A 22,693-nucleotide genomic window follows, 5' to 3' on the forward strand; every position below is an offset into this window, starting at 1 on the left:
AACTTATTTTACAGGTACTATCATGATAACTATCGACTACCTAAAACATCAGCCAGACAGTATTCCAGAACTTGCCGATATTTGGCATGAAGTATTAGGCCAAATTTGGGTTCCTGATGTTCCTATTTCACGTGTGAAAGAAAATTTACAAAACCATTTAAATACAGAACAGTTGCCACTTACCCTCGTAGCGAATTACGAAAATCAACCTGTTGGTATGTGCTCTTTGCGAGTCAATGATGGTATACGTCATGAGCTAACGCCCTGGCTGGGTTCATTAGTGGTTTCGCCAAAGTACCAAAATCAAGGCATTGCCAAACAGCTTATTGAAAAAATCAAAGAAAAAGCACGACAATTGGGTTTTAAAACGCTTTATCTGTTTGCTTTTGATCCAACTATCCCAGAATATTACAGTCGTCTTGGTTGGTGCAAGATTGATATGGATGAATTTAAAGGACATCCGGTAACGGTGATGGGGACCAGTTTGTAAAGCTTGTTTAACGTTTAAATTTGAATGCAGAAAAACTTAAGGCAATAAATGAAAAGACAATTGATTCCCAATGTGATTGGTTAACCAGCAACACGCTTTTGCTTATCGGAGGTTGGGCTAAGCCCAACCTCTGTTTATTCCAGTACAGCCGCAGGTAACATAACTGCTTGACTTAGCGTTGCAATACGAACTCCAAAGGCCACAAGGACTGCGCCCATTGCTTTAACAATATAATATTGAATACGATTTAACTGTGTTTTAACCGCGTTGTGAGTCATCATCATACTCAGACTACTAAACCAAATCATATGGATGACCGCAATTTCAAGGCCGTAACCCATTTCAAACAATAAAGAATTCCCAGGTTTAACAATCAAGGTGAAAAAAGCCAACAAGAACATAATCGCTTTGGGATTAAGAAGATTACACAGTAGACCCTGATAAAAGGCTTGCAATCCAGTAATGGTTGATTGGGAAAGTTCTTGATCGACGGTAATTGCGCTGCGTTTAGCCAATATTCCTTTGACACCAATATATATTAAATAGGCAGCGCCTAAGTATTTTATGATACTGAAAGCTAGCAAGGATTGGGAAATTATAATAGCCAGTCCCAAGATACAATAAACAGCATGGATCAATAGACTTACAGACACACCAAGTGCGGTATAAATGCCAGCTCGTCTAGAAAAGAGTAAAGAGTTTTTCGTTACAACAGCAAAGTCTGGCCCAGGTGAAATAGCAGCTAACATAATTAATACAGTGATGGATAAAAATTCTTGCATCATCAACTCCATAACAACATGTTAAGAAAACCGCATTATAGCATAGGCAAGGAGAAGTGATATCAACTCTACCCTGTGGGATCACAAAGGCTATGGGATAGTCGTGTTAGCCCCTCAGATTAAGAAAGTAACTTAAACAAGGCCTGTGCGCCGGCCATCGAGGATGCAGGATTTTGACCAGTAATAAGACGGCCATCCACAATAACAAAGCTTTGCCAGTTAGGTGCTTTTTCGTATGAGCCTCCCAACCGTTTCAACTCATCTTCTACGAGGAAGGGTACTACTTTAGTGAGCTGAACTTCTTCCTCTTCATCATTGCTGAAGCCGGTTACCCGTTTTCCTTTGACTAAGGGAGCGCCTTTGTAAGTGACATGACGCAGAACACCGGGTGCATGGCATACTAGCGCGACGGGTTTTCCTGTGTTGTAGAATGATTCAAGTAAGTTGACTGAATCGGCACTTTCAGCGAGATCCCACATAGGGCCGTGACCGCCAGGATAGAAGACTGCGTCAAAATCGTCTGCCTTCATCTCAGCAAGTTTGACAGTTTGGGATAAGGTTTTTTTTGCCTGCTCATCTTGCTTGAATCGCTGCATGGCCGGGGTCTGATTTTCCGGTAAATCACTCTTAGGATCGATAGGAGGCTGTCCGCCTTTGGGTGAGGCTAGGGTGAGTTCAACATTTCCATCTTTAAATACAAAATAGGGAGCTGCAAATTCCTCCAGCCAGAAACCTGTTTTACGGCCTGTGTTGCCGAGTTGATCATGTGAGGTCAGGACCATCAATATTTTCATTTGATTCTCCTTCCATGGGAATGCTTGCCTGAGGTATTTTTAGTATAGTATGAAATTATGATTATTCTTTAGACGACCACCAATACCTGCAGCAACCTAAGGATGGAATTTATTTTGATTAGGAAGATTCAAATTTAAAACGGCATTAGAAAGAAAAACTCCGGCGCGCGTCGGATAAGTGACTAAAAAATCATGCTCAGTGAGGCTTAAAACGAATATATAAATTTTTTTCTGCGATGCCGCGGAAGAAACCACGGCATTTTGAGAGTCAAAGTCTAACTTATTTTAAATCAGGTAATTGCCCTTCATCTCGATGGTTCGCATTTTCTTCACGCTCAGGTTGAGATTTAGGTACGGGCTCAGGGCTAAACTTAGGTTTATTAAGCGCTTTGAAGAATTGCAGATCATTGCGTGTTTGTTTTACAACGACAGCAGCCGAGACAATGAACCCTATTCCTGCTATCAGAGTACTTAAAAGCACTAAAATAGCTTTTCCTAAGAGCTGAAGATTAGGCTTTAATTGGAAATGTTTCCCCATTTCTTGCAGTTGTTCTCTATTATTTTGATCTTGGGGTTCCACACAAGCTTGTGCTGTTCTTGCTAAGGATTTTAAAACCTCAGTTTTTGTTGAAGGTAAACGAGTTACATCGTTGAAGATTGTTTGAGCAGCTTCCAGGACAGCTAACAACTCAATATTAACCTGCTTATTGTCGTTAAAATAAGGAAGTTGCATTATTTCTTCTTCAGTTTGCTTACTATAAGTCAAATTATTTAAATATTCTTCAAATGCGGCTTGTTGAATTTCGCGAGCTTTTATTGCTAACCCCGCAACTTGCCCATCTTTTTCTGTTGGAAGATTCCTAATTTCTTTTGCTAAAGTAACTAGGGTATCTAAGCTGCTTTTCTCGGAATTTAAAATATGATCTGCATAGGCTATTACCAAAAGAGCTTCTTTTATTACAGGCTTATCTTGATCTTCTTGTTCGGGTAAATATTTTTTTAATTCTGGATTTACATGCTCTCTCAATACTTCTATCACTTTGCCATTTGCTATTTTGTTAAGAAAATTTTGCTGGATAAATGCTTGGTTCAATGATTTTTTGAGAAAACTATAACAAGCCATTGGACTATTAAGGTAGCTGTTGAGCATTGTTTCATAGCTATCCTGTAAAGTTAAGTCTAAAGGTTCAATCTGGGCATCCAACGATAACAATCTAAACTTTTCGAATTGTTCTGGGGTGAGAGATCGTTGCTCGCCTATATTAAGTGCGTCTCGTTTCTCTTCATTAAGTTTTTCTATGTAGTTTTGTCCATAATAAAAAATTTCTCCATCCTTATTCTTAATAAAAAGATAAGCAGATTCTGCAAGGCCCTTATTATGCAATGCGCGTTCAATTTTCGCCTTGTTCTCTTCCTCCTCTAACTCAAGGCTAAAATCATCGATTGCAAGTAGGAGAGCTGTATCGCCTTTTATTCTTCCTAAAACATTCAATGTGACGGTTATTGCTGATTCCTTAGCATAATTAATTGCAGCAGGGTTACCCTGCTCACGAATTATTTCTACAGAATCATTGAGACGAGAAATAAATTCATTTGCCTCCCCTTGAGTGAAGCTCTCAGGTACTTCGCTCAGTGCACATAAAGCAGCATGTTTTGTAATGGCTGTTTTATGCTCCTCGTTTTCTAAACGTTTTAAAACTTCCTTAGCTTGATGAGAAATATGATAATGCTCAAAATTACCAATGTCCTGATTGTACTCATCAATCGCGCTCATCAATGTAGGAACAAAATCAGCTGATAAGGATCGGGCGCTGCTTCTAAGTTCCTCTATTAAAAATAGCCAAGAATCTAGGTCCTTATCTTTAATGAATTTTTCTTTAATTTTATCGATAGCTTGGGGGTTATTTTTATTTAACTCTAGCAATAACTTAAGTTCATGCTTGCGAGTATTGATCTGGTCAATTTGCGGCAGTTGAGCATCCGCGGGGTAAAAATCGATATTCGTATAGCCTGCAATCAATGAAATCATCAATGAAGCGATAGCGGGACTCCCTTCAGGATAGTTGTGCTCAAGAACATTTATATAATTTAATAAATCTATTTCGTTCCTGAGTCTGGAGCACATTTCTCTGAGCGTAGGATAGCCAAGGAATTTCCAGGGTTGAGGTGGATTAGCAGTCAAATTTTCTATAATTTGCTGCACAAGATCTGCTCTTAAATAAGTTCTAAGTGCTGCTTGTTGGGGTGAAGCTGATTTGACTTCACGGTAATATCGAAGTAATTCTAAAAATTTTTGTGGATTAGATGCGGTTTTTTTTATTGTTTTAGAAATATTTTTTTTAGATTTTTCAAGGAAGTTAACTTCTTGTTCGTATCTTTTTTGCTCTTCATCGTCATTTTCAAATAGCGCTTGTTCATCTTGAGTTGGCGTTATTAAATCACCCAGTAATTCCTTTGACCTGCCTGCTTTTTCAACTCGCGTCATCAAGGTTACTAAATCATCGGTTTCTAGATTACCTTCTACAGCTAAACCAAGTTGGATACAGGATTGAAAATGTAATAGCTCTATGGGGCTACTGCAATTATTTTCCGAAATTGACTTAGCCAAGGCTTGCCAATCATAATCCTTAAAGGACCAGTTAAACTGCTCTATAGTTTTATCTTTTATTTGATTAATAAACTTTTGGTGGTAAAGAGGGATTTTACCTTTCTCAAGATTGCTAATAATTGTATCGAGGACCTTTACTCGAAAAACAGGATTATCAAGGGTTGTGTCCATCATTTTGTCAAATAAGGACTTCAGCTCTTCCGGTAGCTCATCGTCCTGTCCTAATTTTGCGTATAATTCGACAATATTCTCAATATCGTGTGGATGCCAACAGGCTAATACTAACTGTGCATAAATCCCTTTGTGTTTTTCCTCAAGCTGTTGTTCCTTAGGAATGGCATTTAATAGGTTTAATAAGGTTTGTTTATTATCATTTAATTCATTGCCATGAGCCTCAACAAATTGTTTCAATTGCTCAATAGAGTAGCCTTGAATTAATTTTCTAATGAAATAATCTTCAGTTTGTTTTCTATCCTTCATAAAGACTGGTACGGCATGCATACGTCCGTAGACTTGAGGATAATTCTCAGCGTCTGTGGCCATTCGTTGAGCCAGATTAATAACTTCTTTTTTATCATCAAAAACGATAAAGTTATCGGCGAGATCACTGTGATGAACGATATGTAGAATCATTCGTTCTTTGCCGCCTCTATAGTCAATCGAGTTGTCGAAACTGTCGGCTTTGGGCTGTAATTCTTCTTCTACTTTAGCGACATAGTTTTCAATTTTAGAGGGATTTGGAGCGGCTGGGTTTTCGGCGGCCTCGTCGACTAGATCTGCTTTATTTCTTTTATCTTCAGCTTTTTCTCTTAGCCTGCTTTCGGCACTAAGAAGATCTTGTTCCCTCTGTTGATCCGAGATCATTTTTTCTTTCTCGCTCGAATTAAGCAATGAGTTCGGATTCTTTCGGTGAAAATTTAATACGCGCCTTTCAAATTTCTCAATGACAGTACTATAGTAATTTCCTAATTTACCGTGATTATTAGCATCAAAATCTAGATAGTGTGAAGCATTGACAATGACATAACCTGTTTTAATTCCCATTTTCTTTAATTCATCGCTTACCAAGCAGCGAAAACTCTTTTCTTCTCCTGGGGAACCAAATTTTCTTATCTCAAAGGATGTTAAAAAATTGACCCGATTAATCCCCATTGTTTTCATTGCCTTAAATAGATTGGTATTGAATTTACCTTCACTATCGAGACAGGTTCCGTCAATATCAAATAAGATTTCCGGGGATTTTACTGGTTTTGTCATGAGCAATTCTCTACAGTCTAATGTTGCAACTGTTAATTATAGCAAAAAGAATAAGTCGAATTCAATGTGCTCAAAAAATATCCAATATTTTTAACAAAGTCAAGATTTAACGATAGTGCGGAGTTTGGTGGTATTGCATAAGTGACCGTATGGTGAATTCACCATTACTCATACCTTATGAAGAGGAAAGTAGAAATAAAATGCGAGTGATTAGCTTCATAAACCTAAGTTTGAATCTCCTCGCACTGAGCTAAAATCAATGTTTTTTCTTCTTGCCGCCGTGATCTTGTTTATTTACAGTTCGCCATGCACGCTCTTCGGCTTCGCTTTTTGAAACGCCCTTATCTTCATAAGATTTTTCAATATGATGTGCTTGGCGTTTTTGTTTTGAGGTATAGCTTGATTTATCTCCTTGTGGCATTTTAATCTCTCCTTAATTAATCTGTTAAAATAAATTAGTAATAATCGCTAGTTAGCGGTTATTAAAATTTCGTTGAAGGGCTTTCTTAACTTTTTCTGATTTATTTTTTCCAATTTCGGTGCCAGCTAAATTACTGGGTTTTTTCTTGCTTATATTTTCATCGGCTTTTTTTACAGCTCCAGGCTGTGGGTGAAGGTAACTTTTAATCATTCCAACTTCCTTTTTAATAATCGATAGATCAATTATAGCTCATAGAAGCTAAAGAAAATTTTTGTGATGCATGCTCAATTCAAGCAATAAATTATGTTAATTTAATAGGGTTTTCTCTATAAAAACACAAGTTTTTCAAAGAAGTTGGAGCGAGAATTAGTCTGGTTATTAACAATAATTCAGCTGCAAATATAAAAAATATTATTCTCAGTTTTAGCTTATTTTGCTCTTTCTTAATTGCTACGGCTTTAGTCATTGCTCTGAGTGCAAATATTGCCAATATGATCGCAGTGGCGGTCCTTAGAAAAAATTAGTATTAAGAAATACGCCATCTAATACTACCAAAGATCCCATGATCGCTTACGTTGGCAGCGATTTGTCCTGAATAATCCAGGCTAAAAAAGAGATTGCGTGCCGATAGTACTGGGTTTAAATTGATTCCAGCATTAATTAGCAGAGAGTCCTTAGCAATGGCTGTCCCTCCTATTAAGAAAGGGATGCTGCCGTTGGCAAAGTTTAACGTTGAATGGGGATTTACCTGCCCATAGGCATGACGCCAAGCCAGCATGACCTTTTCACTTAGAAGAAAACGTTCAGTTTGATAGAGTTGCGCTTTTTCTCTTAAACCAAAAGTGGAGTAGGTGACGTCTTCATTTCCTTTACCCTGTAAGGCTGCAGGACTACTTGATTCATACCAAAAATTATTATTTAGACTTACATAAGCTAAACCTGCAAAAGGTTCTAAGGTTAAGTACTTCGCTTTCAAGTGATAACCTGCTTCGGCAAAGGCTTGTGTCGTATGCGCGTTATAATTTGAAGCAAGATGATTGGCAAAATGAGGGAAAATAACATTGCGAGCCTGATTAATATCGTGCCAAGTATGCACTCCACCGATACGCAATCCCCAATGATTGATCTCAGTACCTGCATAAGCACCTAAATGGTAATTATCGCTGTTACCGTATGAATTTCGTGCACGGACTGCAAAATTGCTATTACTGTAACCACCTAAGATCCCAATTCGCAATGCCTCAGCAAAACGCAGGTCGCCACCTAAAAAACTGCCTCCCGTTGAACGATTGAGTTGTGCTGCGTTAAAATTTCCTCGCAAATGCCCCCAAGATCCAAAACCATCTGTCCATAAACTCAGTCCAGAATCCATTGATACTTGCTGCTGATGACCAAATTTTTCATCCCTAAGGACGGGTGGAAAAGAGAAGGCTTGTTGCAGACGATTTAATACTGCATCACGTACATAGCGGCTTTCTTCTAAAAAAACACCTAAGGTTGAAACGTAGATTTCGCCGGATAAATTGTCAAACGCGTATCTAGCACTTTGTTCATCTGGAGCGTTTAAAACCGAGAGAAAAACAGGGTCTAAGGGATTTAAACTTTCTACGGCATTGGCCGTATTTATTTGATTTGAAGTAATCGCCACAGAAGCAAAAGGCACTATTGTAGGACTAGTGAGGATAGGATTAGGAAAGGGGAGTAGGGAGCCAGGAATGAGACTTCGTGCAATATCCAAAAAGACATGATTATTGTCATAGTTAAGCGATAAATTCAAAAAGGGTAGGTTCGCCTGAGAGAGATTGGTATAAGTTCCACTGACACCACCTCCCGCCGTTAAAATGGTATATCGTGTACCAGGTATATAGATCCCAGCTTCTTTAACCACTTCAACTGCTCCACCGTTGATGGCTGCTGTTTGACTGACATTGATTAAATCGGATTGACCTTGGGGATTGATCTCAACCTCATAGACAGAGCCTGGTGCTTGTGTGTAGTTACCCGCTATAGTCAAGGTACCAATCGAATGACCTGGCGCAATAATACCATTGACGGTAAGCTCATTTAACGTGCCTGTACCTCCTAAAATACCTAAAGAAGTGACAAGTAGATTGCCACCTAAAGTACCGTTAACTTCTAAAGTACCATTTTGAACGCTGGTGATTCCTGTGAAGGCGCCATTATTACCGGTGAGAATAAGCTTGCCTGCTCCTGATTGAATCATTGAACCTGAGCCACTTATCGCAGCAGCATAAGTTAAATTGTCAGCGCGATTAAATACCAGCCCGGCATCATTAGCAATATCGCCGCTAATATTACCACTGGTACCCCCATCACCAATCTGCAAAATGCCCGATGAAATAGTTGTCAGACCGCTATAGCTATTAGTACCTAATAGAATAACGGTACCAGTTCCTGCTTGAATAACATTTCCTGTGCCGCTGATAGCTCCAGAATAGCTCAAGTCGTTAGTGTGACTGAATTGCAGCGTGGCATTGTTCACAATATTTCCAGCTACGCTACCACTGGTGGTGCCTCCACCAAGTTCTAAAGTACCGGCTGAAATGATAGTATCGCCGCTGTATAAATTATTACCCGACAAAGTTAAGATTCCCGCACCTTGTTTGGTAAGACCTCCCGTGCCAGAAAGCACAGCGCTAGTGACTAGGTTAAATCCATTGGAGTCAATGGTTAATCCATTAGCTAAAAGTTGCAGTTCTCCCGCTGAAAAACCAGTGATAAAATTAGTTTGATTTGCTTTAGCGCGTAAGATCCCGCCATTAAAGTTAGCTGCTCTTGTTCCATTACCACCCACTAGCTGTGTTGTTGCCAAAATTCCTTGAACGCCAGCCGTGCTATTCAAATTCAAGGTACCTTGGCTGCCAGCTTGTGATGCAATCGTAGTTATGGTGCTCACATTAACGAAACCACCATTGTCGATATTCAGTACAGCAGTGCTAGTCGTGCCAACTTGAAGGGCGGTCGAATTTGTCCAGGTTGAGCCGATATCAGTTACAGTAACAGTACCATTGCCTCCTGATGCCGCGATAAATCCGCTTGCATTGCTTACTGAGCCGCCGTTTTCGATAGTCAGTCTGCCATTACTTAAATTACCAATAAAAAGATTTCTAGAATTTGTCCAGGTTGAACCTGCACCAGTTACAAGGACTATGCTATCACTTGCAGAAGAGGTTCCGATGCTTCCAGTTGCGCTATTATTTACTGCGCCACCGTCTGAGATGGTCAGAGAACCATTACCTGAATTGCCAACAGTTAGACCGGAACTTACACTGGAATTTATCCATGTGGATCCCGCACCGGTTACGGTGACTGTACCATTACTGCCAACGTTTAAGCCAATATTTATCCCATTATTGGCACTGACTACTGCGCCATCTTGAATTGTCAGACTACCAACATTGTTGACCCCGATAGATATCTCTCCTCCCGAAGCATAGGGTGAAGCGGGGCTTGCAGGGCATGCGGCACCATTACACGAGTTATCGCCAGAAAATGTAATGCTAGGGACAAAAAAAGTAGGGGCATAGAAGGAGGAAAAAGTGGAAAATAGATTTAAATCATCGCTTAACTGATTGGCATATCCTAGTTCCCCACTCATTAATAAAAAAGCACTCAATATCCTTTTTTTCATTAAAACTCCTGTAATAGGTTAATGCTTTATCGCTGTAATACATGAGTTGGCATCTAGAAGTAGTCTTAAATTTCAGGTTATCATTATTGAATGAGCTATTTATTCCGGGCAAAAGAAATTTTTTGCTTTCCTAAATCCAATTTGGAATGCCGCGTTGAGAAAAGCGGAGCATTGAATTATCTTTTTACTCTTTTTAATTAACTGTTTAATATTAATAATCGCTTCAATTATTTAAAGGACTTAATTGAACATTGCAAACTCTCGGTGGGAAGTGAAAGTTTTAGCCATTATCGCTATTATTACGGCCATAAAATTTTCCCAATCAATTTTATTTCCTCTACTACTTTCTTTTTTTCTATATTTATTATTTAACCCTATTGTGGAGTGGTTGGAGAGGGCTAAGTTTCCTAAAGTAGTTGGCTCGATATTAATTGTGCTAGCATTTTTAGGTATAATTAGCTTGGGGACGACTTTTATTGTACAACCTGCTGCTAATTTAATTCAGGATGCTCCAAAAAATTTCTCAATTATCGAACATAAATTTCAATTCATTAAAAAATCTTTATGGAAGATTAATAAAGCCGCTGAAACAGCACAAGAGATTGCTGAAGAAACTCAAAAAAATGAAGTTAAAGTTGCTACTTCTAATACTAGCCTTGGTATCTCTTTATTTAATTTAACTTCAAATATAATAATATTGATATTCACTGTGCTCATCTTTTTATTTTTTTTCTTAGTTTATTTTGAATCGTTCATCCGTAATCTAGAAAGAGTAATTTATAAAAGAAAAAAAACAATAAAGAAAAATGATTTTCTATATCATTTAAAAAATGAAGTATCTAAATACATGCTAATTTTCTCTATAATTTGTGCAGGATTAGGTGCTGTAATTGCTATCTGTTTTTGGTTGCTAGACTTTCCAAATCCTCTGGTTTGGGGTGTCATGGCAATGTTACTCACTTATATACCTTATATAGGCCATTTAATAGGTATAATAATCATCAGCTTTATTTCATTAATCACTTACGATTCCTATTATAATATTCTACCCCCTCCTATTATTTACTTTTTATTAAGTGTCATTGAGGGGCAGATTATTACACCTATTTTTTTAGGTAATCGTTTAAATTTAAATCCTTTAATTATTCTATTAAGCATCTTTGTATGGAGTGAGTTATGGGGGGTCAATGGAGTGATAATTTCGGTTCCCTTTCTAGTAACAATAAAAATAATTATTGAACATGTTTATACCAGATTAAGCTACGAATTATTATTGGAAAAATGACCAAAATAAAAGAATGGATTTAGCTTATACTATGGGATGAAAAATGTTTTTTACTTGAGGTTAGTCTAATCTTAATATTGTGAATGCAATTTATATGGATTTAAAACTCACAAGGAGAGAAACATGCATCATCAAATAGTAAATGCAGACGATGTTATCGGCGTTGATGTTATTAACGCACAAGATGAAAATTTAGGAAAAATAGAAGCACTCATGATAGATAAATTATCAGGTAAAATTGCATATGTTGTTTTATCTTTTGGTGGATTTATGGGCATGGGTGATAAGCTATTTGCAATGCCATGGCATCTTTTTGATTACAATCCTACTAAAGGAAAATTTTTGATTACCATGGATAAAGAGCGGCTAAAAAATTCACCAGGATTTGATAAAAATCATTGGCCAGATATGACTTCTCCTGTTTGGGTTCGTACAATGAATGAATACTATCAGGATGCGTCAAGGCATTGATCTTTGGTCATAAAAGCATCGATAATTCGTTATCGATGCTTTTTATAATTTAATTCCAAGAAGGATCTTAAACAACCGGCTATTGAACCAGGGTGTTCTTGTTGTACTGTACGAGATTGTTCCATCGTCGCCTCATAAATCCGTTTATAACTTAATCCTGCAAAAATTCCATTGAGTTGATCGGCAATTTTTAGAGCCTCTAATAAATCATTCTCTTCATATAAATTTAGCCAGGGGGAAATACATTGCTGTTGTAAATTTTTATAGCTCGGATCGCTTGGTTTGATCTGGTGAAAATATCTAAGATTCCAGAGACAGCCATTTAAAGAAAAAAAGGGATGAGCGACAACAGTTTCTCCCCAGTCAATGATACTAATCTGTCCATTTTCTTGCTGAAAAACCATATTATTTTCATGGAAATCACAATGATTTATTGTTTCTGGAATCTGATATTTGGACAATGATTCACATAAGTTGATGCAAATTTCGTAAGCGTTATTAAGCTTAGCAATTTCTTCTTTCAATAACCCATCACAGTTTGCTCGGTAGTTAAAATGTTAGCCTATATGGCAAATTTCATTTAAAATGGACCTTTTATTTTCACAGAGATTTAAAATGAAACAAAAAAAAGAGAGTTCATATTTAGCTAATTACTATAAACTTTATCAGAAGCGCTATGAAAACGCGCAAATATCGTTTTTAGGCCCTAATGATGACAAAGAAAGCTTGAAGAATCGTAGACCTCCCATTGATGATACTATCTATGTTAAGAAGGGTGTAAGGCCAGAGCAATTAAAAGTTATTCCCCAAACAGTAGAACATGTTTGTTTCATGAAAGCATTTCTAAAAGACCCAATGGATGAAGAAACCTTTAAAACCTATATTGATGCACTCCCTTCAACCGTAGTATGGTTAAAAATCTCTCATCGTAAATATTTAACTTTCCTTCATCTTATTCCAACAAATATTTCTGTTTGTTCAAACGTAGCCTGTTTGAGGGTATCCGACTCCATCAAATCCTCATATCCAACCGCAACAACGACAGGGTTTGTTAACAGCACAAAAAAAAGAGGAGGCTGTGAAGCTTCAGTTGATGGTTCAACTAAAAATGAAAAAAGAGATAGAAAACGGAGTAAATTAGATAAAAATCAATCGTCTGTTAATAATCAAAAAGACGAGGAATTAGAAAAATACAAGCGAAAAAATTCTAAACTTAAGAAAAAAGTTAAACAATTAAAGGCGGAAAGATCTGAATTAATATCAACGGTTTCAACGCTTGTGAGTTCTAGGTTATCAGTAGAATCTAATTACAACCCTGGGTTTTATAAAAAACCACCTGCACAAAATTTTACAGATATTGTTGACGACGTAGGACCCACTCATCGTGGAACTCTATCTTGAGTCATCGGAGATGATTTGCAATTTCAGAAGTCTTTGAGGAATTAAAGATACATCCTTAATAATCCTATTATTTTAGGATTTTATTTAAAATTATTGTGTTTTTGTAATTAATCCTATTATAATGGGATTAATAAGGCATTAGCTCGAAATTCTAATATAAAGTCTATCCTAGTAGGATTATATATGGCCAAGCAAATTAAAAAATTAAAGACTCCAAATCTTCAGCAGCCATTAACCGCAGAATTGTTAGGGGAGGTCATTAAAGCACGTCGAACTCAAAGTAATTTACGATTGGAGGATGCGGCTGCTTTATGCGGTGTCGCCAAAGAAACCTTTATGAAAATCGAGCATGGGCAATCGAAATCTCAGTTGGCAAGTGTATTACAAATTTGCTCTGGTTTGGGAATAAATCTTTACATAAAACCGTGGGTGGATAACGGTGAGGATGAAAATGGTTGGAGATAAGCTGGTCTTAGATGTGTATCTAGGCAAAAGTCAAAGGACCTAACGGTATTTCACTGGCTCCATTTTATGATTTAGTCAATATTAAAATGTATCCTGAATTTGAGCATGACTTGGCGATGGCATTAGGAGATGAATTTGAAGAAGATAATATAAATGCCTATCAGTTAGCTGATTTTTCAGATACATGCCAGCTGCCCCGATCATTAGTGGCTAAACGTTTAAAATATTTGATTGGCAAGTTAACTGCTGCATTGCAAGAAGAAATCAATCTTACTTTGATTAATGATAAAGAAGAAACCTATTTAAAGAAGTATCAAGAAATTGTCATTAAAAGATGTAAGCATTTATTAGAGCAGAGCGACCAAATTACCTCAATGAGGCTCTAGTGCTTCTCCGCAACCTTGTTTGTTTTCAAAGAACAATTTTTATGTTTTCTTCATCTTAAAAGACCCGACAATTTTGATGATTTGAAAGAAGTGATGTAAGGTATCGATTTCAAATGAAGCCTCTTCGGAGGCCCTTGTTTTAGAATGGTTATTTTAAAAATAAACCAATTGGCAGAGCATATAGTGGAATATTATTTTGTGAGAAAGGTAATACTTCTTTGCCAGAATAAAAGACAATTCCATATTGAAATTTTGCTGGATTGAATTCTGCCAGTTTGATTAGTCCTTTAAAATCATGTTGCTTTATAGTAGCAGAAGCCTTAACTTCAATTCCGATGATTTGATTATTATCTCGCTCTAGGACGATATCCACTTCATTCTTATACTTATCTCGAAAATGAAAAAGTTCTACCTGTTCATTTGACCAACCATTTTGTTTTAATAATTCCATGAAAATTAAATTTTCTAAGAGTCCCCCAAAGTAAGGACTATTTATTAATTGATCATCATTTTTAATACCGAGTAGATTACATGCAAGACCAGTATCTATCATTTGAAGTTTAGGCATAGTAATCGCTTGTCGTTTAGCTTTATTTTTTAAGTAAGCGGGAACGATTTTAAGGATGAACATTAATTCAAGAATTTCGATGTATGCTTTTATAAGTTTGTCTTCTTGGCCAAGATCATTTGAGATATTTGAGTATTTAATAAGATTACCGGCAAGCCCGGCTAGATACGGTACCAATGATTTTAATTTGGAACGATAGTCACCTCGAGCAGCATATAATGTTTCAAAGTCTTTAAATAAGCGACCTTCGAGATAAGAATCATACCAAATCTGTTTTCCTCTCGGACTTTTATCTTGAACCTCAGGATATCCTCCTTGAAGAATCAAATCTGCCAATTGCTGGTGGCTAAGGTTTTCTATCAAACTAATATTAAAATTTTGGCTACATAATAAATCGATGATGTTGTTTGGGGTATTAAACTTTTCCGATAAAGATAGGGGGTAAAGCTCAAGTCTAGCCATGTGGCCAGGTAAAGCTTCCTGTGTTTTTCCAGATCTGAAAATGTCAGCAGAACCAGTTAAAAGAAATTTACCTTTTTCAGTGACAGTAAGATTATCTGATGCTTGTTTTATTGCTGGGATTAATTCTGGGATGTATTGAAACTCATCTAATATCAGTTTTTTATTTTTAAAAGAGTCTATAAACCCAATTGGATCGTTTTGAGCAGATTGAAGTATATTTTGATTATCAAATGAAATGTACTCAAGTCCGTAAGCGGGTGAAATCGATTTAGTCAATGTTGTCTTGCCTGCCTGACGTGGTCCGGTAAGATAAACAATCCGAAATTCTTTTAACAATTCAATAACAATAGAAGTTAATTTTCTTTCAAACATTTTAATCATCTGATGATTGGGGCTTAATTACTATATATTGTTGAAGTATATCGTTGTTTATTCCGAAAAATCCAGATTATTATCCCGAATTATCCAATATCTTATCCCGAGAAATCCAATATGCTATCCCGAAATTTCCATAAGAAATACAAAGTAGGTGTAGGTAGATGCTTTGCTTGATGGGAGCTGTATGAATCGAGGGGTTCACGCATGGTTCTGGGAGGGGCTAGAGCTGAAATGCTCTGGTCTACTCAACTTAGAGTACTATGCGGTTAACTGAGTGCCTCCGGAAATGGGGAAGAGCCAAGTACTTTCGACTCACGAAAGACTCTAGGTAAAACATTATACCAATGGCGAGAGGAAGTGGTTAGAATGTGGCGGTTTACTAAAAATAACGGTATTACGGAAGGGCTCCATCGTAAGATGAAACTCATTCAACGACGTGCTTATGGGTTTAGAAATTTTGAAAATTACAGGTTAAGGGTTAAAGTTTTGTGTGCTTGATTAGTGCCCCCGGAAATGGGGAAGAGCCGCGATTTCACCATAACTCATCGATTTCAATGGTGGCCAGAGGCAGAATCGAACTGCCGACACGAGGATTTTCAGTCCTCTGCTCTACCGACTGAGCTATCTGGCCACAAGAGGTTGCTATTAAACTCTGAGAACGCTTTGGAGTCAAGCAGAGTTTATTAGTTTTTTTATAAAAAATTAATGGTTGTTTTAAGACTGGATAATTGCTTAGCTAAACGTTTTTATTTTGCTCTATTTTAATGCTTGTGTTTGATTTGAAGAACAGTTCTTGTTAGGTCTGATTTTTTGTTGATAAGCAATAGCAATTTGAGCTCCCAAAATGGCATTGCTTTTTATTAATTCTATGTTGGCTTGCAAGCTTTGGCCTGAGGTTAATTCTGCAATTCGCTGTAATAAAAAGGGGGTGATGGCTTTGCCGTTAATATGTTTCGCTTCGTTTTGCGCTTGTTTAATAATTGGCATAATTTGTTCGTCGGGGATTTCAGCAGTTTTGGGAATTGGGTTAGCAATGACAATGCCATTGTTAATTCCTAATTTATACTGATAATGCATGGCCGTCGCTATTTCTTCGGCGGTATCTAAGCGATGGAGTAGGGGGATACCACTTGATTGGCTGTAGAATGCTGGGAATTCGTCGGTACGATAACCAATTACCGCTACTCCCTGAGTTTCAAGAACTTCTAGGGTTTTTGGTAAGTCTAGGATTGATTTTGCCCCGGAGCAAACGACGGTGACTGGAGTTGAAGACAGTTCAATCAAGTCCGCTGAAATATCAAAGCTCTCGCCGGCATGATGGTGAACTCCACCAATCCCACCGGTTGCAAACAAGGGCAAGCCTGCTAAATGGGCGCAGAACATTGTTGCAGCAACCGTAGTACTGGCGGTAATTTTGCGACTTAATACATAAGCAATATCTCGTCGAGAGGCTTTGATTACTTCAGGGTTATTGGCAAGATGTTTCATGATTTTCTGATCGATGCCAATATGGATTTTTCCCTTATATAGGGCTATGGTTGCAGGTATTGCGCCATTATCACGAATAAGTTGTTCGACTTCCTGAGCTGTGTTCAAATTATCAGGATAGGGCATGCCATGCGAAATAATAGTCGATTCTAGCACTACAACGGGTCGCTGTTTACGACTTGCTTCTTCAACTTCTCCACCTAGATGCAATAATTCATGAACCATGTTGATTGGCCTTATTCTTTAGGGACATAGCCAGCCGGTGCTGTTGAGCCTTCTCCAAAGAAATATTTCTTCATTTCTTCATTAAGAAATTCTCTTGCCTTGGGGTCTATTAAGCTTAGACGATATTCGTTAATTAGCATCGTTTGGTGTGCTAACCACATCTTCCATGCTTGTTTTGAGACCTGATTAAAAATCTTTTCACCCAAAGGACCAGGGAAAGGTGCTTTATCTAAACCTTCTGCCTCTTGATTTAATTTAGAACAAAAAACATATCTTGTCATGCTTGATCTCTCAAAAACTTCACCTTTTTTCTTCTGCGAGATACAGAGAAGATGCCTGTGGGGCAGATATTGTCCCTAAGGCTTGGTTACTTCATTTAAAGTTAAACAATGCATGATTATGCGATAATGAAACCTGTAATACCAGGCCAATTTATATTCTATCAATCAGCTCGGCACTTGGCTTGCTGAGCTAGGATAATATGCTGAGAAAGTAATTGCTCCTGCTCTTTATCCAATTCGTCAAACTGCACTGCAGTATGGTACTGGTTTTCATTATGATATTGACTATATACAACTACAGCATTGACAACTATAGGCAACATTTTTGGTTTGGTATAAATGATTATTTTCATATGCGTTTTTTCTTTAATCCGCTCTTTGGTTTTAAACGCCATACCACCTAAACTAAGATTGACTTTGCGGACATGAATATTGTCACCCAGCATCAGATGTCGTGCTAGGTATTCGACTTTTGCATTAATTAAATTCAAATAATGGGCAAGAGCTGGTTCTTCCATTGCCAGCGTTTGGGTTAAGCCAGCTAATTCGTAATCAATACTTTGAAAATATTGTGTCGCTTCCATATAGCGTTTACCACTTTGACCCAATAGTTCATCGGTAATGTGCTTTTCAGAATAAGGCTCCCCGGTTTCAACTAATTTGTAATCAAAGTAAACTTGATCTTCTATGCGGAAATGCTGGCGTCTTTCGTGTATTGGCATGATTACTCCATAAAGTCCATTTTAAGAGGTAACCTAATTTCTTAGGATGCCTGCCAAGTTATTCTTTGTTGCAAAGCAGCTTGCAACCTTTTATTTCCATAAGTAATTCCATTGTCACAATCTATCTTAAATATAGACGTATATTTTGAATTATTAATAAAAATATAGATCAAATTTTAGACCCAGCGGCTTAATAAATATAAAATATAGATATGAAGTGGATAATAGACGTAGAAAAAATAACGAATACGTGGAACTTTAATATTAATTTGTGTGGCTAGAAAAATGAGAGGTAAGGTAGCTAGAGCCCAATTATTACCATTAATATTATCAAGAAATAAATAGGCAAAAAGCCAAATCAAAAGACCAACTAAAGTTGATTTTCTGCAATAAAACCAAGAACTAAGGCAGAAGAAAATCCCAACCCAGCTGTACTCTACCACAAGGCTGCCTAATAAGAAAATCAAGAGGGCAAAGGCGCGATTTCTTGTTCCGCCTACCTCGAAACAATAAAGAATCGCTGTAGCGACAGCTAACATGAACATAATGTTCAAAGGCCATAGGTATTGCAAATGGCGCATGGCAATATAGCCGGGAGTGGCGATGATGCCAAAAATGATTAAACGAATTAAAACTCGTTTATGAAGTCCACGAGAAAGGGCATCAGGTTGAGCAAAATTATAAGCAAAAATAAAAGCGAAGAGAGGCATGGCAAGTCTGCCCGCGCAGTAAAGCGCTGGAATGGAGGAGGCAAACAAAAATCGATTAGCGTGATCGATTGTCATGGACATTAAAGCAATCCATTTCACGACTTCCATGGTTCCACTGCTGATTTTAAGAGGAGGAAGGTTGTTCATCGTTGCCCAATCGAGGTGCTTGCCCAACATTAATCTCCAATTTCACCCTGTCTTTTTGATAGCTCAATGGTAACGGTAATAAGCCGCTCTATGGAATAAGTTTTTTAAAATTTTCATAAAGTTATGCGCACCCAGCTCATTTTTCTCCTGGAGGCATTGCTGAATTTTAGTGAACCTTAGAAGGTATGCCCGTATGAATACATACAGGCAAATTGCATTTAATTACAGTAAGTTTCTAACCAACATTCCCCATAAGAATTGCAGACCTCAACCTTTTCACACAAGGGAGCATAATAGCGTCTAGTGGGGACATTAATCACAATATTGGGACCACCCCAACCGCCTCCATAAGAATACCCGCCACCGTATCCCCCCCAGCCATAACCATAGCCACCACCATGATAATGTTCATGACCACCGTACCATCCTCTGCCATGACCATGCCAGGCTGCGCAAGTTGTGCTCGCAAGAATGCCTATAACAAACACAAAAGTGCTGAAGGTATTGCGCTTGCTGTTTATAAACATGAGTATCCTCAAAAAATTTATTATTAACAGTGAGTTGCAGCACAGGGCTAGGAAGAATCATTCTAAAAATAGTCTTTTTCCTTAGCGGAGTGCTGACAAAGTATACAAGAGATTAGGAGAGGGAGCTATTGTTTCATTGTTCATCAATTTAATAAAAAGCCAATTTCCCGTGCACCTCCAGTGTCCATACTCCCTATTAAAATATCGCCATTAAACCATTAGGTTGTATAACCGACGGAATAGCCATTTTTCTCTACGAAATCAGGATTAGAGTTAGATGAAGGGATATCTGGAGTATTCATACTATTTTTTTCATTATTAAGAGTATTTAATGGGGAAAACTTAGTATCAATTAACGATGTGAGCAAACAGTGAATCAATAACATACTAACACAGGCTAACAAGACTACAGGGATCGGCGTTGTAAACAACAAAAACAACCCAAGGGGTAAAAAAACGCTACTAAGGATAACTTGATTTAAATCCTTTAGATGAGCACGAGTCTTTGCAAGCTCTTCGTTCATGATCTGTTGAGAACTCACTTCATTAAGTTTAAGTTGATTTATTAATTTATGGTTTTTCTTTACCTCGGTTATAACTCGTAATAGTGAGCTGATAAGAACGATAGTAGAGATAAGAGGCGAAAGTGGTACTGTAATGATTGAAAAAGAAAATAAAGCAAAAACTGTCACTATAGCTAAGCTAGTAAGTAAAGAGCGAAGAGTATTAAATTCTTTATTCTGCCATTCGATTGCTAAACGAGTTCGCTCAATACCTGTAGCCTGATTGTATTTTAACTCATATTCGTCTTTCTCTTGTTTGTAGCGAATTATCATTATAAAAATATCGATAAGTTGTGCTAGCGTTTCTAATTGCATCCCCCTAAGACCAGAAGATATTGAGTTTCTATAGGATAACCAAAAAAACTGAGTCAGGTTAACGGCACACCACAAACTGTCGTTTAAAAGACTGTAGAATAACTCTCTACGTAGTTTATAATCGGTTTGTTCTTTGGATTCAACCCAATTTAGCTGTACTAATAAGCCTATATTGGTTGAAAGGCGAAGCATATAAAGAGAAAAACTCATAATACCCAAAGAAGTGTCTAAGGGGGAAAGAGCTCTCATGCTTTTTTGTGAACTTGCAAAATACTTTGCTAATCCTTTAGCCCGATTCACTTGAATTCTTTTATTATTTAAATCAGACAGGCTGCTACTAAAAAATTGTAATGTGGATTTTAAGCGCTGTTTTGATGTGCTTTGCTTATGCTTACTCATCTTAATTTCCTCATTCAATACATGAGTTAACAATAAGCAATTGATCCTGTTAGATTCGTGGCATCCACATTACAAAACTGTAATCCATTATATTCGTCAGTTTTTTTATGTTATATTGACTATTTTTTAAGCATAGAGAGCTTATGCGAATATTAATTGTTGAAGATCAAAAGAGAACTGCTGATTTTATCTGCAAGGGATTTAATGAATACCAATTTCAAGCAGATGCGGTATACGATGGTGCGGAAGCAATTTATCAATTATCCGAAATAAACTACGATGCGGTTGTTTTAGACGTTATGTTACCAATAATGAATGGATGGGATGTGCTTGAAAAGATTCGAGAACTAAAACCAGACTTACCTGTTTTGATGCTCTCTGCTTGTGATGATGTAGATAGTCGTGTCAAAGGGCTTGAAATGGGTGCTGATGATTACCTTATTAAACCCTTTTCCTTCAATGAACTACTCGCTCGCGTAAGATCGTTGCTACGAAGAAAACCGAATGATCGCCCCATAATATTAAGCATTGATGATCTGAGCTTAAATTTACAAAAGCACAGCGCAAAACGAGGAGAAAAAAAATTAGCTTTAACAGCAAAAGAATTCAAGCTTCTGGCACTTATGTTGCGACGAAGTGGTGAGGTGCTCTCAAGGACTTTGATTGCTGAACAAGTTTGGGATATTCATTTTGACTCGAATACCAACATCATCGATGTCGCCATAAAGCGCTTAAGGGAAAAAGTAGATAATGAGCACCCAAACAAATTGATCCATACTGTTCGGGGGGTAGGTTATGTATTGGAAGTTCGCTAAATCCATGTCAATCACCAACCGTCTATTATTGGTATTTTTTTGCTCAAACCTGCTGATATTGTCTTTAATTACCGGGTTAGTATACCCTCCGATGAAAGAGTTGCTTCATCAAGCACATTCTAATAATGAGTATTACACTTATTTATTAACTCAAGTTTGTATTAAAAAATTTTTTGCTGCCCTATGGTTTTCTGCCTTGATAATTATTATCGCCAGTTATTTGATCGCAAAAAAAAGTATGAGGCCTATTAAAAATTTTACTAAAGAGCTCGCCTCTATTAGCGCTTCTTCCCTCAATAAACGATTACCCTATAAAGAGAGTCCCAAAGAACTGCAGGAGTTAGCTAATACTTGCAATGATATGCTATTTCGCGTGGAGTGTGCATTTAGACATTTGAAGCAATTTTCAGCCAGCATGGCTCATGAATTACGAACCCCCATTCACTATCTTCAAACTGCTACGGAAATTACCCTGACTAAGCCCCAAACGACTGAAACCTATCAACAGCTGTTACAAACCCATCTTGAGGAATATCAAAATTTAACCCAACTGATAGATAATCTACTCTTTATAACTCGTTGTGAACATGGGCAACTTCAATTAAAAAGAAGAAAAATATCCGCAAACAGCTTAGTGAGTTCGATTGTTGAATATTATCATTCTACTGCTCAAGAAAATGGAATAGATATTCAGGTTTTTGGTGATGCTCAAATTGAGGTCGATGAACAACTATTTAAACGTGTTATTTCCAATTTAATAGACAACAGCCTAGCCTATAGCAACGAAGGTGGAAAGATATTAATAAGCATAGAAAAAAGACCGAACGATAGCATTCAAATTGTTATAAAAGACAATGGAATAGGTATATCTAAAGAACACTTACCACTTTTATGTCAAGGCTTTTATCGCGTCGATCACGGGAAAAACACAGGACTTGGTTTAGGTTTAGCAATTGCTAAATCCATCATGGAGTACCATAAAGGCCGACTTGTGGTAGAAAGCCAGCCCAGTTTAGGGACCAGTGTCATTTTGACCTTATTAGTCAATGAAGCTTAAGAAGGGGGAATTACAATTTTCTGC

General features: G+C 37.4%; 21 protein-coding genes, 1 tRNA gene and 2 pseudogenes. 9 read left to right on the forward strand and 15 right to left on the reverse strand.

Going from position 1 to position 22,693, the window contains the following annotated elements; translation table 11 throughout:
- Nucleotides 1–22: 22 nt before the first annotated feature.
- Complete coding sequence (locus tag Lnau_RS04070; protein ID WP_058503874.1) at nt 23–490, forward strand: GNAT family N-acetyltransferase; 468 nt, start codon at nt 23–25, stop codon at nt 488–490.
- A gap of 134 nt (nt 491–624) precedes the next feature.
- Here the strand turns inward: Lnau_RS04070 and Lnau_RS04075 are convergent, their stop codons facing one another.
- From Lnau_RS04075 to Lnau_RS04095, 6 genes are all read right to left on the reverse strand, one after another.
- On the reverse strand, nt 625–1,275 hold the full coding sequence (locus Lnau_RS04075; protein ID WP_238585916.1) for a LysE family transporter: 651 nt from the start codon (nt 1,273–1,275) through the stop codon (nt 625–627).
- A 116-nt stretch (nt 1,276–1,391) separates the two neighbouring features.
- Nucleotides 1,392–2,066: a type 1 glutamine amidotransferase domain-containing protein gene (locus Lnau_RS04080; protein ID WP_058503876.1), complete on the reverse strand. Its 675-nt coding sequence runs from the start codon at nt 2,064–2,066 to the stop codon at nt 1,392–1,394.
- A 280-nt stretch (nt 2,067–2,346) separates the two neighbouring features.
- Nucleotides 2,347–5,931 carry a hypothetical protein gene (locus Lnau_RS04085; protein WP_058503877.1) on the reverse strand — a complete coding sequence of 1,195 codons (3,585 nt, stop codon included), beginning with the start codon at nt 5,929–5,931 and terminating at the stop codon, nt 2,347–2,349.
- Between the two features lie 256 nt (nt 5,932–6,187).
- Entirely contained in the window at nt 6,188–6,352 is a 165-nt protein-coding gene (locus Lnau_RS16585; protein ID WP_058503878.1) for a hypothetical protein, read from the reverse strand.
- 51 nt (nt 6,353–6,403) lie between these two features.
- Nucleotides 6,404–6,562: a hypothetical protein gene (locus Lnau_RS16340; RefSeq protein WP_157070625.1), complete on the reverse strand. Its 159-nt coding sequence runs from the start codon at nt 6,560–6,562 to the stop codon at nt 6,404–6,406.
- Between the two features lie 316 nt (nt 6,563–6,878).
- Nucleotides 6,879–10,004, reverse strand: a complete 3,126-nt coding sequence (locus Lnau_RS04095; protein WP_058503879.1) for an autotransporter outer membrane beta-barrel domain-containing protein — start codon at nt 10,002–10,004, stop codon at nt 6,879–6,881.
- 244 nt (nt 10,005–10,248) lie between these two features.
- Here Lnau_RS04095 and Lnau_RS04100 point away from each other — a divergent pair, with 244 nt between their 5' ends.
- Complete coding sequence (locus Lnau_RS04100) at nt 10,249–11,289, forward strand: AI-2E family transporter (RefSeq protein WP_083503771.1); 1,041 nt, start codon at nt 10,249–10,251, stop codon at nt 11,287–11,289.
- 123 nt (nt 11,290–11,412) lie between these two features.
- Nucleotides 11,413–11,760, forward strand: coding sequence for a PRC-barrel domain-containing protein (locus Lnau_RS04105; RefSeq protein WP_058503881.1), 348 nt, complete (start codon nt 11,413–11,415; stop codon nt 11,758–11,760).
- A gap of 29 nt (nt 11,761–11,789) precedes the next feature.
- On the opposite strand, the gene Lnau_RS04110 is transcribed toward Lnau_RS04105, so the two are convergent.
- Nucleotides 11,790–12,284: a phosphotransferase gene (locus Lnau_RS04110; RefSeq protein ID WP_083503772.1), complete on the reverse strand. Its 495-nt coding sequence runs from the start codon at nt 12,282–12,284 to the stop codon at nt 11,790–11,792.
- A 91-nt stretch (nt 12,285–12,375) separates the two neighbouring features.
- Here Lnau_RS04110 and Lnau_RS04115 point away from each other — a divergent pair, with 91 nt between their 5' ends.
- The 3 genes and pseudogenes from Lnau_RS04115 to Lnau_RS04125 all read left to right on the forward strand — a co-directional run.
- Nucleotides 12,376–13,161 (forward strand): hypothetical protein, encoded by a 786-nt coding sequence (locus tag Lnau_RS04115; RefSeq protein ID WP_058503882.1) that lies wholly within the window; start codon nt 12,376–12,378, stop codon nt 13,159–13,161.
- Between the two features lie 183 nt (nt 13,162–13,344).
- Nucleotides 13,345–13,626: a helix-turn-helix domain-containing protein gene (locus Lnau_RS04120; RefSeq protein ID WP_058503883.1), complete on the forward strand. Its 282-nt coding sequence runs from the start codon at nt 13,345–13,347 to the stop codon at nt 13,624–13,626.
- Nucleotides 13,627–13,661: 35 nt separating this feature from the next.
- Nucleotides 13,662–14,012 (forward strand): annotated as a pseudogene (locus Lnau_RS04125) (HipA domain-containing protein); the annotation flags it as partial.
- Nucleotides 14,013–14,160: 148 nt separating this feature from the next.
- Here the strand turns inward: Lnau_RS04125 and Lnau_RS04130 are convergent.
- Complete coding sequence (locus tag Lnau_RS04130) at nt 14,161–15,414, reverse strand: ATP-binding protein (RefSeq protein WP_058503885.1); 1,254 nt, start codon at nt 15,412–15,414, stop codon at nt 14,161–14,163.
- A gap of 306 nt (nt 15,415–15,720) precedes the next feature.
- Between Lnau_RS04130 and Lnau_RS16095 the strand changes: the two are divergent.
- Nucleotides 15,721–15,918 (forward strand): annotated as a pseudogene (locus Lnau_RS16095) (transposase); the annotation flags it as partial.
- A gap of 57 nt (nt 15,919–15,975) precedes the next feature.
- Here the strand turns inward: Lnau_RS16095 and Lnau_RS04135 are convergent.
- From Lnau_RS04135 to Lnau_RS04165, 7 genes are all read right to left on the reverse strand, one after another.
- A tRNA-Phe gene (locus Lnau_RS04135) sits at nt 15,976–16,051 on the reverse strand.
- 125 nt (nt 16,052–16,176) lie between these two features.
- Complete coding sequence (locus tag Lnau_RS04140; RefSeq protein WP_058503886.1) at nt 16,177–17,133, reverse strand: pseudouridine-5'-phosphate glycosidase; 957 nt, start codon at nt 17,131–17,133, stop codon at nt 16,177–16,179.
- Between the two features lie 11 nt (nt 17,134–17,144).
- Nucleotides 17,145–17,414 carry an oxidative damage protection protein gene (locus tag Lnau_RS04145; protein ID WP_058503887.1) on the reverse strand — a complete coding sequence of 90 codons (270 nt, stop codon included), beginning with the start codon at nt 17,412–17,414 and terminating at the stop codon, nt 17,145–17,147.
- Between the two features lie 161 nt (nt 17,415–17,575).
- A complete protein-coding gene (locus tag Lnau_RS04150) occupies nt 17,576–18,136 on the reverse strand; it encodes a PilZ domain-containing protein (protein ID WP_058503888.1) in 561 nt (186 codons plus the stop codon).
- 176 nt (nt 18,137–18,312) lie between these two features.
- Nucleotides 18,313–19,023, reverse strand: a complete 711-nt coding sequence (locus tag Lnau_RS04155) for a TraX family protein (protein ID WP_058503889.1) — start codon at nt 19,021–19,023, stop codon at nt 18,313–18,315.
- 188 nt (nt 19,024–19,211) lie between these two features.
- Nucleotides 19,212–19,520, reverse strand: a complete 309-nt coding sequence (locus Lnau_RS04160; protein WP_058503890.1) for a hypothetical protein — start codon at nt 19,518–19,520, stop codon at nt 19,212–19,214.
- 218 nt (nt 19,521–19,738) lie between these two features.
- A complete protein-coding gene (locus Lnau_RS04165; RefSeq protein WP_065240239.1) occupies nt 19,739–20,797 on the reverse strand; it encodes a hypothetical protein in 1,059 nt (352 codons plus the stop codon).
- A gap of 143 nt (nt 20,798–20,940) precedes the next feature.
- On the opposite strand from Lnau_RS04165, the gene lciR reads away from it, so the two are divergent.
- Together lciR and lciS are read left to right on the forward strand one after the other, a co-directional pair.
- Nucleotides 20,941–21,612 carry a copper-responsive two-component system response regulator LciR gene (gene lciR, locus Lnau_RS04170; protein WP_058503891.1) on the forward strand — a complete coding sequence of 224 codons (672 nt, stop codon included), beginning with the start codon at nt 20,941–20,943 and terminating at the stop codon, nt 21,610–21,612.
- On the forward strand, nt 21,593–22,669 hold the full coding sequence (gene lciS, locus Lnau_RS04175) for a copper-responsive two-component system sensor histidine kinase LciS (protein WP_058503892.1): 1,077 nt from the start codon (nt 21,593–21,595) through the stop codon (nt 22,667–22,669). Before lciR ends, lciS begins: the two co-directional genes overlap by 20 nt.
- The last annotated feature ends 24 nt before the right edge of the window (nt 22,670–22,693 follow it).

This window comes from Legionella nautarum, assembly GCF_001467895.1.
Taxonomy (GTDB): domain Bacteria; phylum Pseudomonadota; class Gammaproteobacteria; order Legionellales; family Legionellaceae; genus Tatlockia; species Tatlockia nautarum.

Coding starts and splice junctions, on each gene's coding strand:
- Lnau_RS04165 (WP_065240239.1), bottom strand. CDS start 20,797: ATGAGTAAGCATAAGCAAAGCACATCAAAACAGCGCTTAAAATCCACA.
- Lnau_RS04095 (WP_058503879.1), bottom strand. CDS start 10,004: ATGAAAAAAAGGATATTGAGTGCTTTTTTATTAATGAGTGGGGAACTA.
- lciS (WP_058503892.1), top strand. CDS start 21,593: ATGTATTGGAAGTTCGCTAAATCCATGTCAATCACCAACCGTCTATTA.
- Lnau_RS04070 (WP_058503874.1), top strand. CDS start 23: ATGATAACTATCGACTACCTAAAACATCAGCCAGACAGTATTCCAGAA.
- Lnau_RS04160 (WP_058503890.1), bottom strand. CDS start 19,520: ATGTTTATAAACAGCAAGCGCAATACCTTCAGCACTTTTGTGTTTGTT.
- lciR (WP_058503891.1), top strand. CDS start 20,941: ATGCGAATATTAATTGTTGAAGATCAAAAGAGAACTGCTGATTTTATC.
- Lnau_RS04150 (WP_058503888.1), bottom strand. CDS start 18,136: ATGCCAATACACGAAAGACGCCAGCATTTCCGCATAGAAGATCAAGTT.
- Lnau_RS04080 (WP_058503876.1), bottom strand. CDS start 2,066: ATGAAAATATTGATGGTCCTGACCTCACATGATCAACTCGGCAACACA.
- Lnau_RS04130 (WP_058503885.1), bottom strand. CDS start 15,414: ATGTTTGAAAGAAAATTAACTTCTATTGTTATTGAATTGTTAAAAGAA.
- Lnau_RS04085 (WP_058503877.1), bottom strand. CDS start 5,931: ATGACAAAACCAGTAAAATCCCCGGAAATCTTATTTGATATTGACGGA.
- Lnau_RS16340 (WP_157070625.1), bottom strand. CDS start 6,562: ATGATTAAAAGTTACCTTCACCCACAGCCTGGAGCTGTAAAAAAAGCC.
- Lnau_RS04140 (WP_058503886.1), bottom strand. CDS start 17,133: ATGGTTCATGAATTATTGCATCTAGGTGGAGAAGTTGAAGAAGCAAGT.
- Lnau_RS04120 (WP_058503883.1), top strand. CDS start 13,345: ATGGCCAAGCAAATTAAAAAATTAAAGACTCCAAATCTTCAGCAGCCA.
- Lnau_RS04155 (WP_058503889.1), bottom strand. CDS start 19,023: ATGTTGGGCAAGCACCTCGATTGGGCAACGATGAACAACCTTCCTCCT.
- Lnau_RS04075 (WP_238585916.1), bottom strand. CDS start 1,275: ATGATGCAAGAATTTTTATCCATCACTGTATTAATTATGTTAGCTGCT.
- Lnau_RS04115 (WP_058503882.1), top strand. CDS start 12,376: ATGAAACAAAAAAAAGAGAGTTCATATTTAGCTAATTACTATAAACTT.
- Lnau_RS04105 (WP_058503881.1), top strand. CDS start 11,413: ATGCATCATCAAATAGTAAATGCAGACGATGTTATCGGCGTTGATGTT.
- Lnau_RS16585 (WP_058503878.1), bottom strand. CDS start 6,352: ATGCCACAAGGAGATAAATCAAGCTATACCTCAAAACAAAAACGCCAA.
- Lnau_RS04145 (WP_058503887.1), bottom strand. CDS start 17,414: ATGACAAGATATGTTTTTTGTTCTAAATTAAATCAAGAGGCAGAAGGT.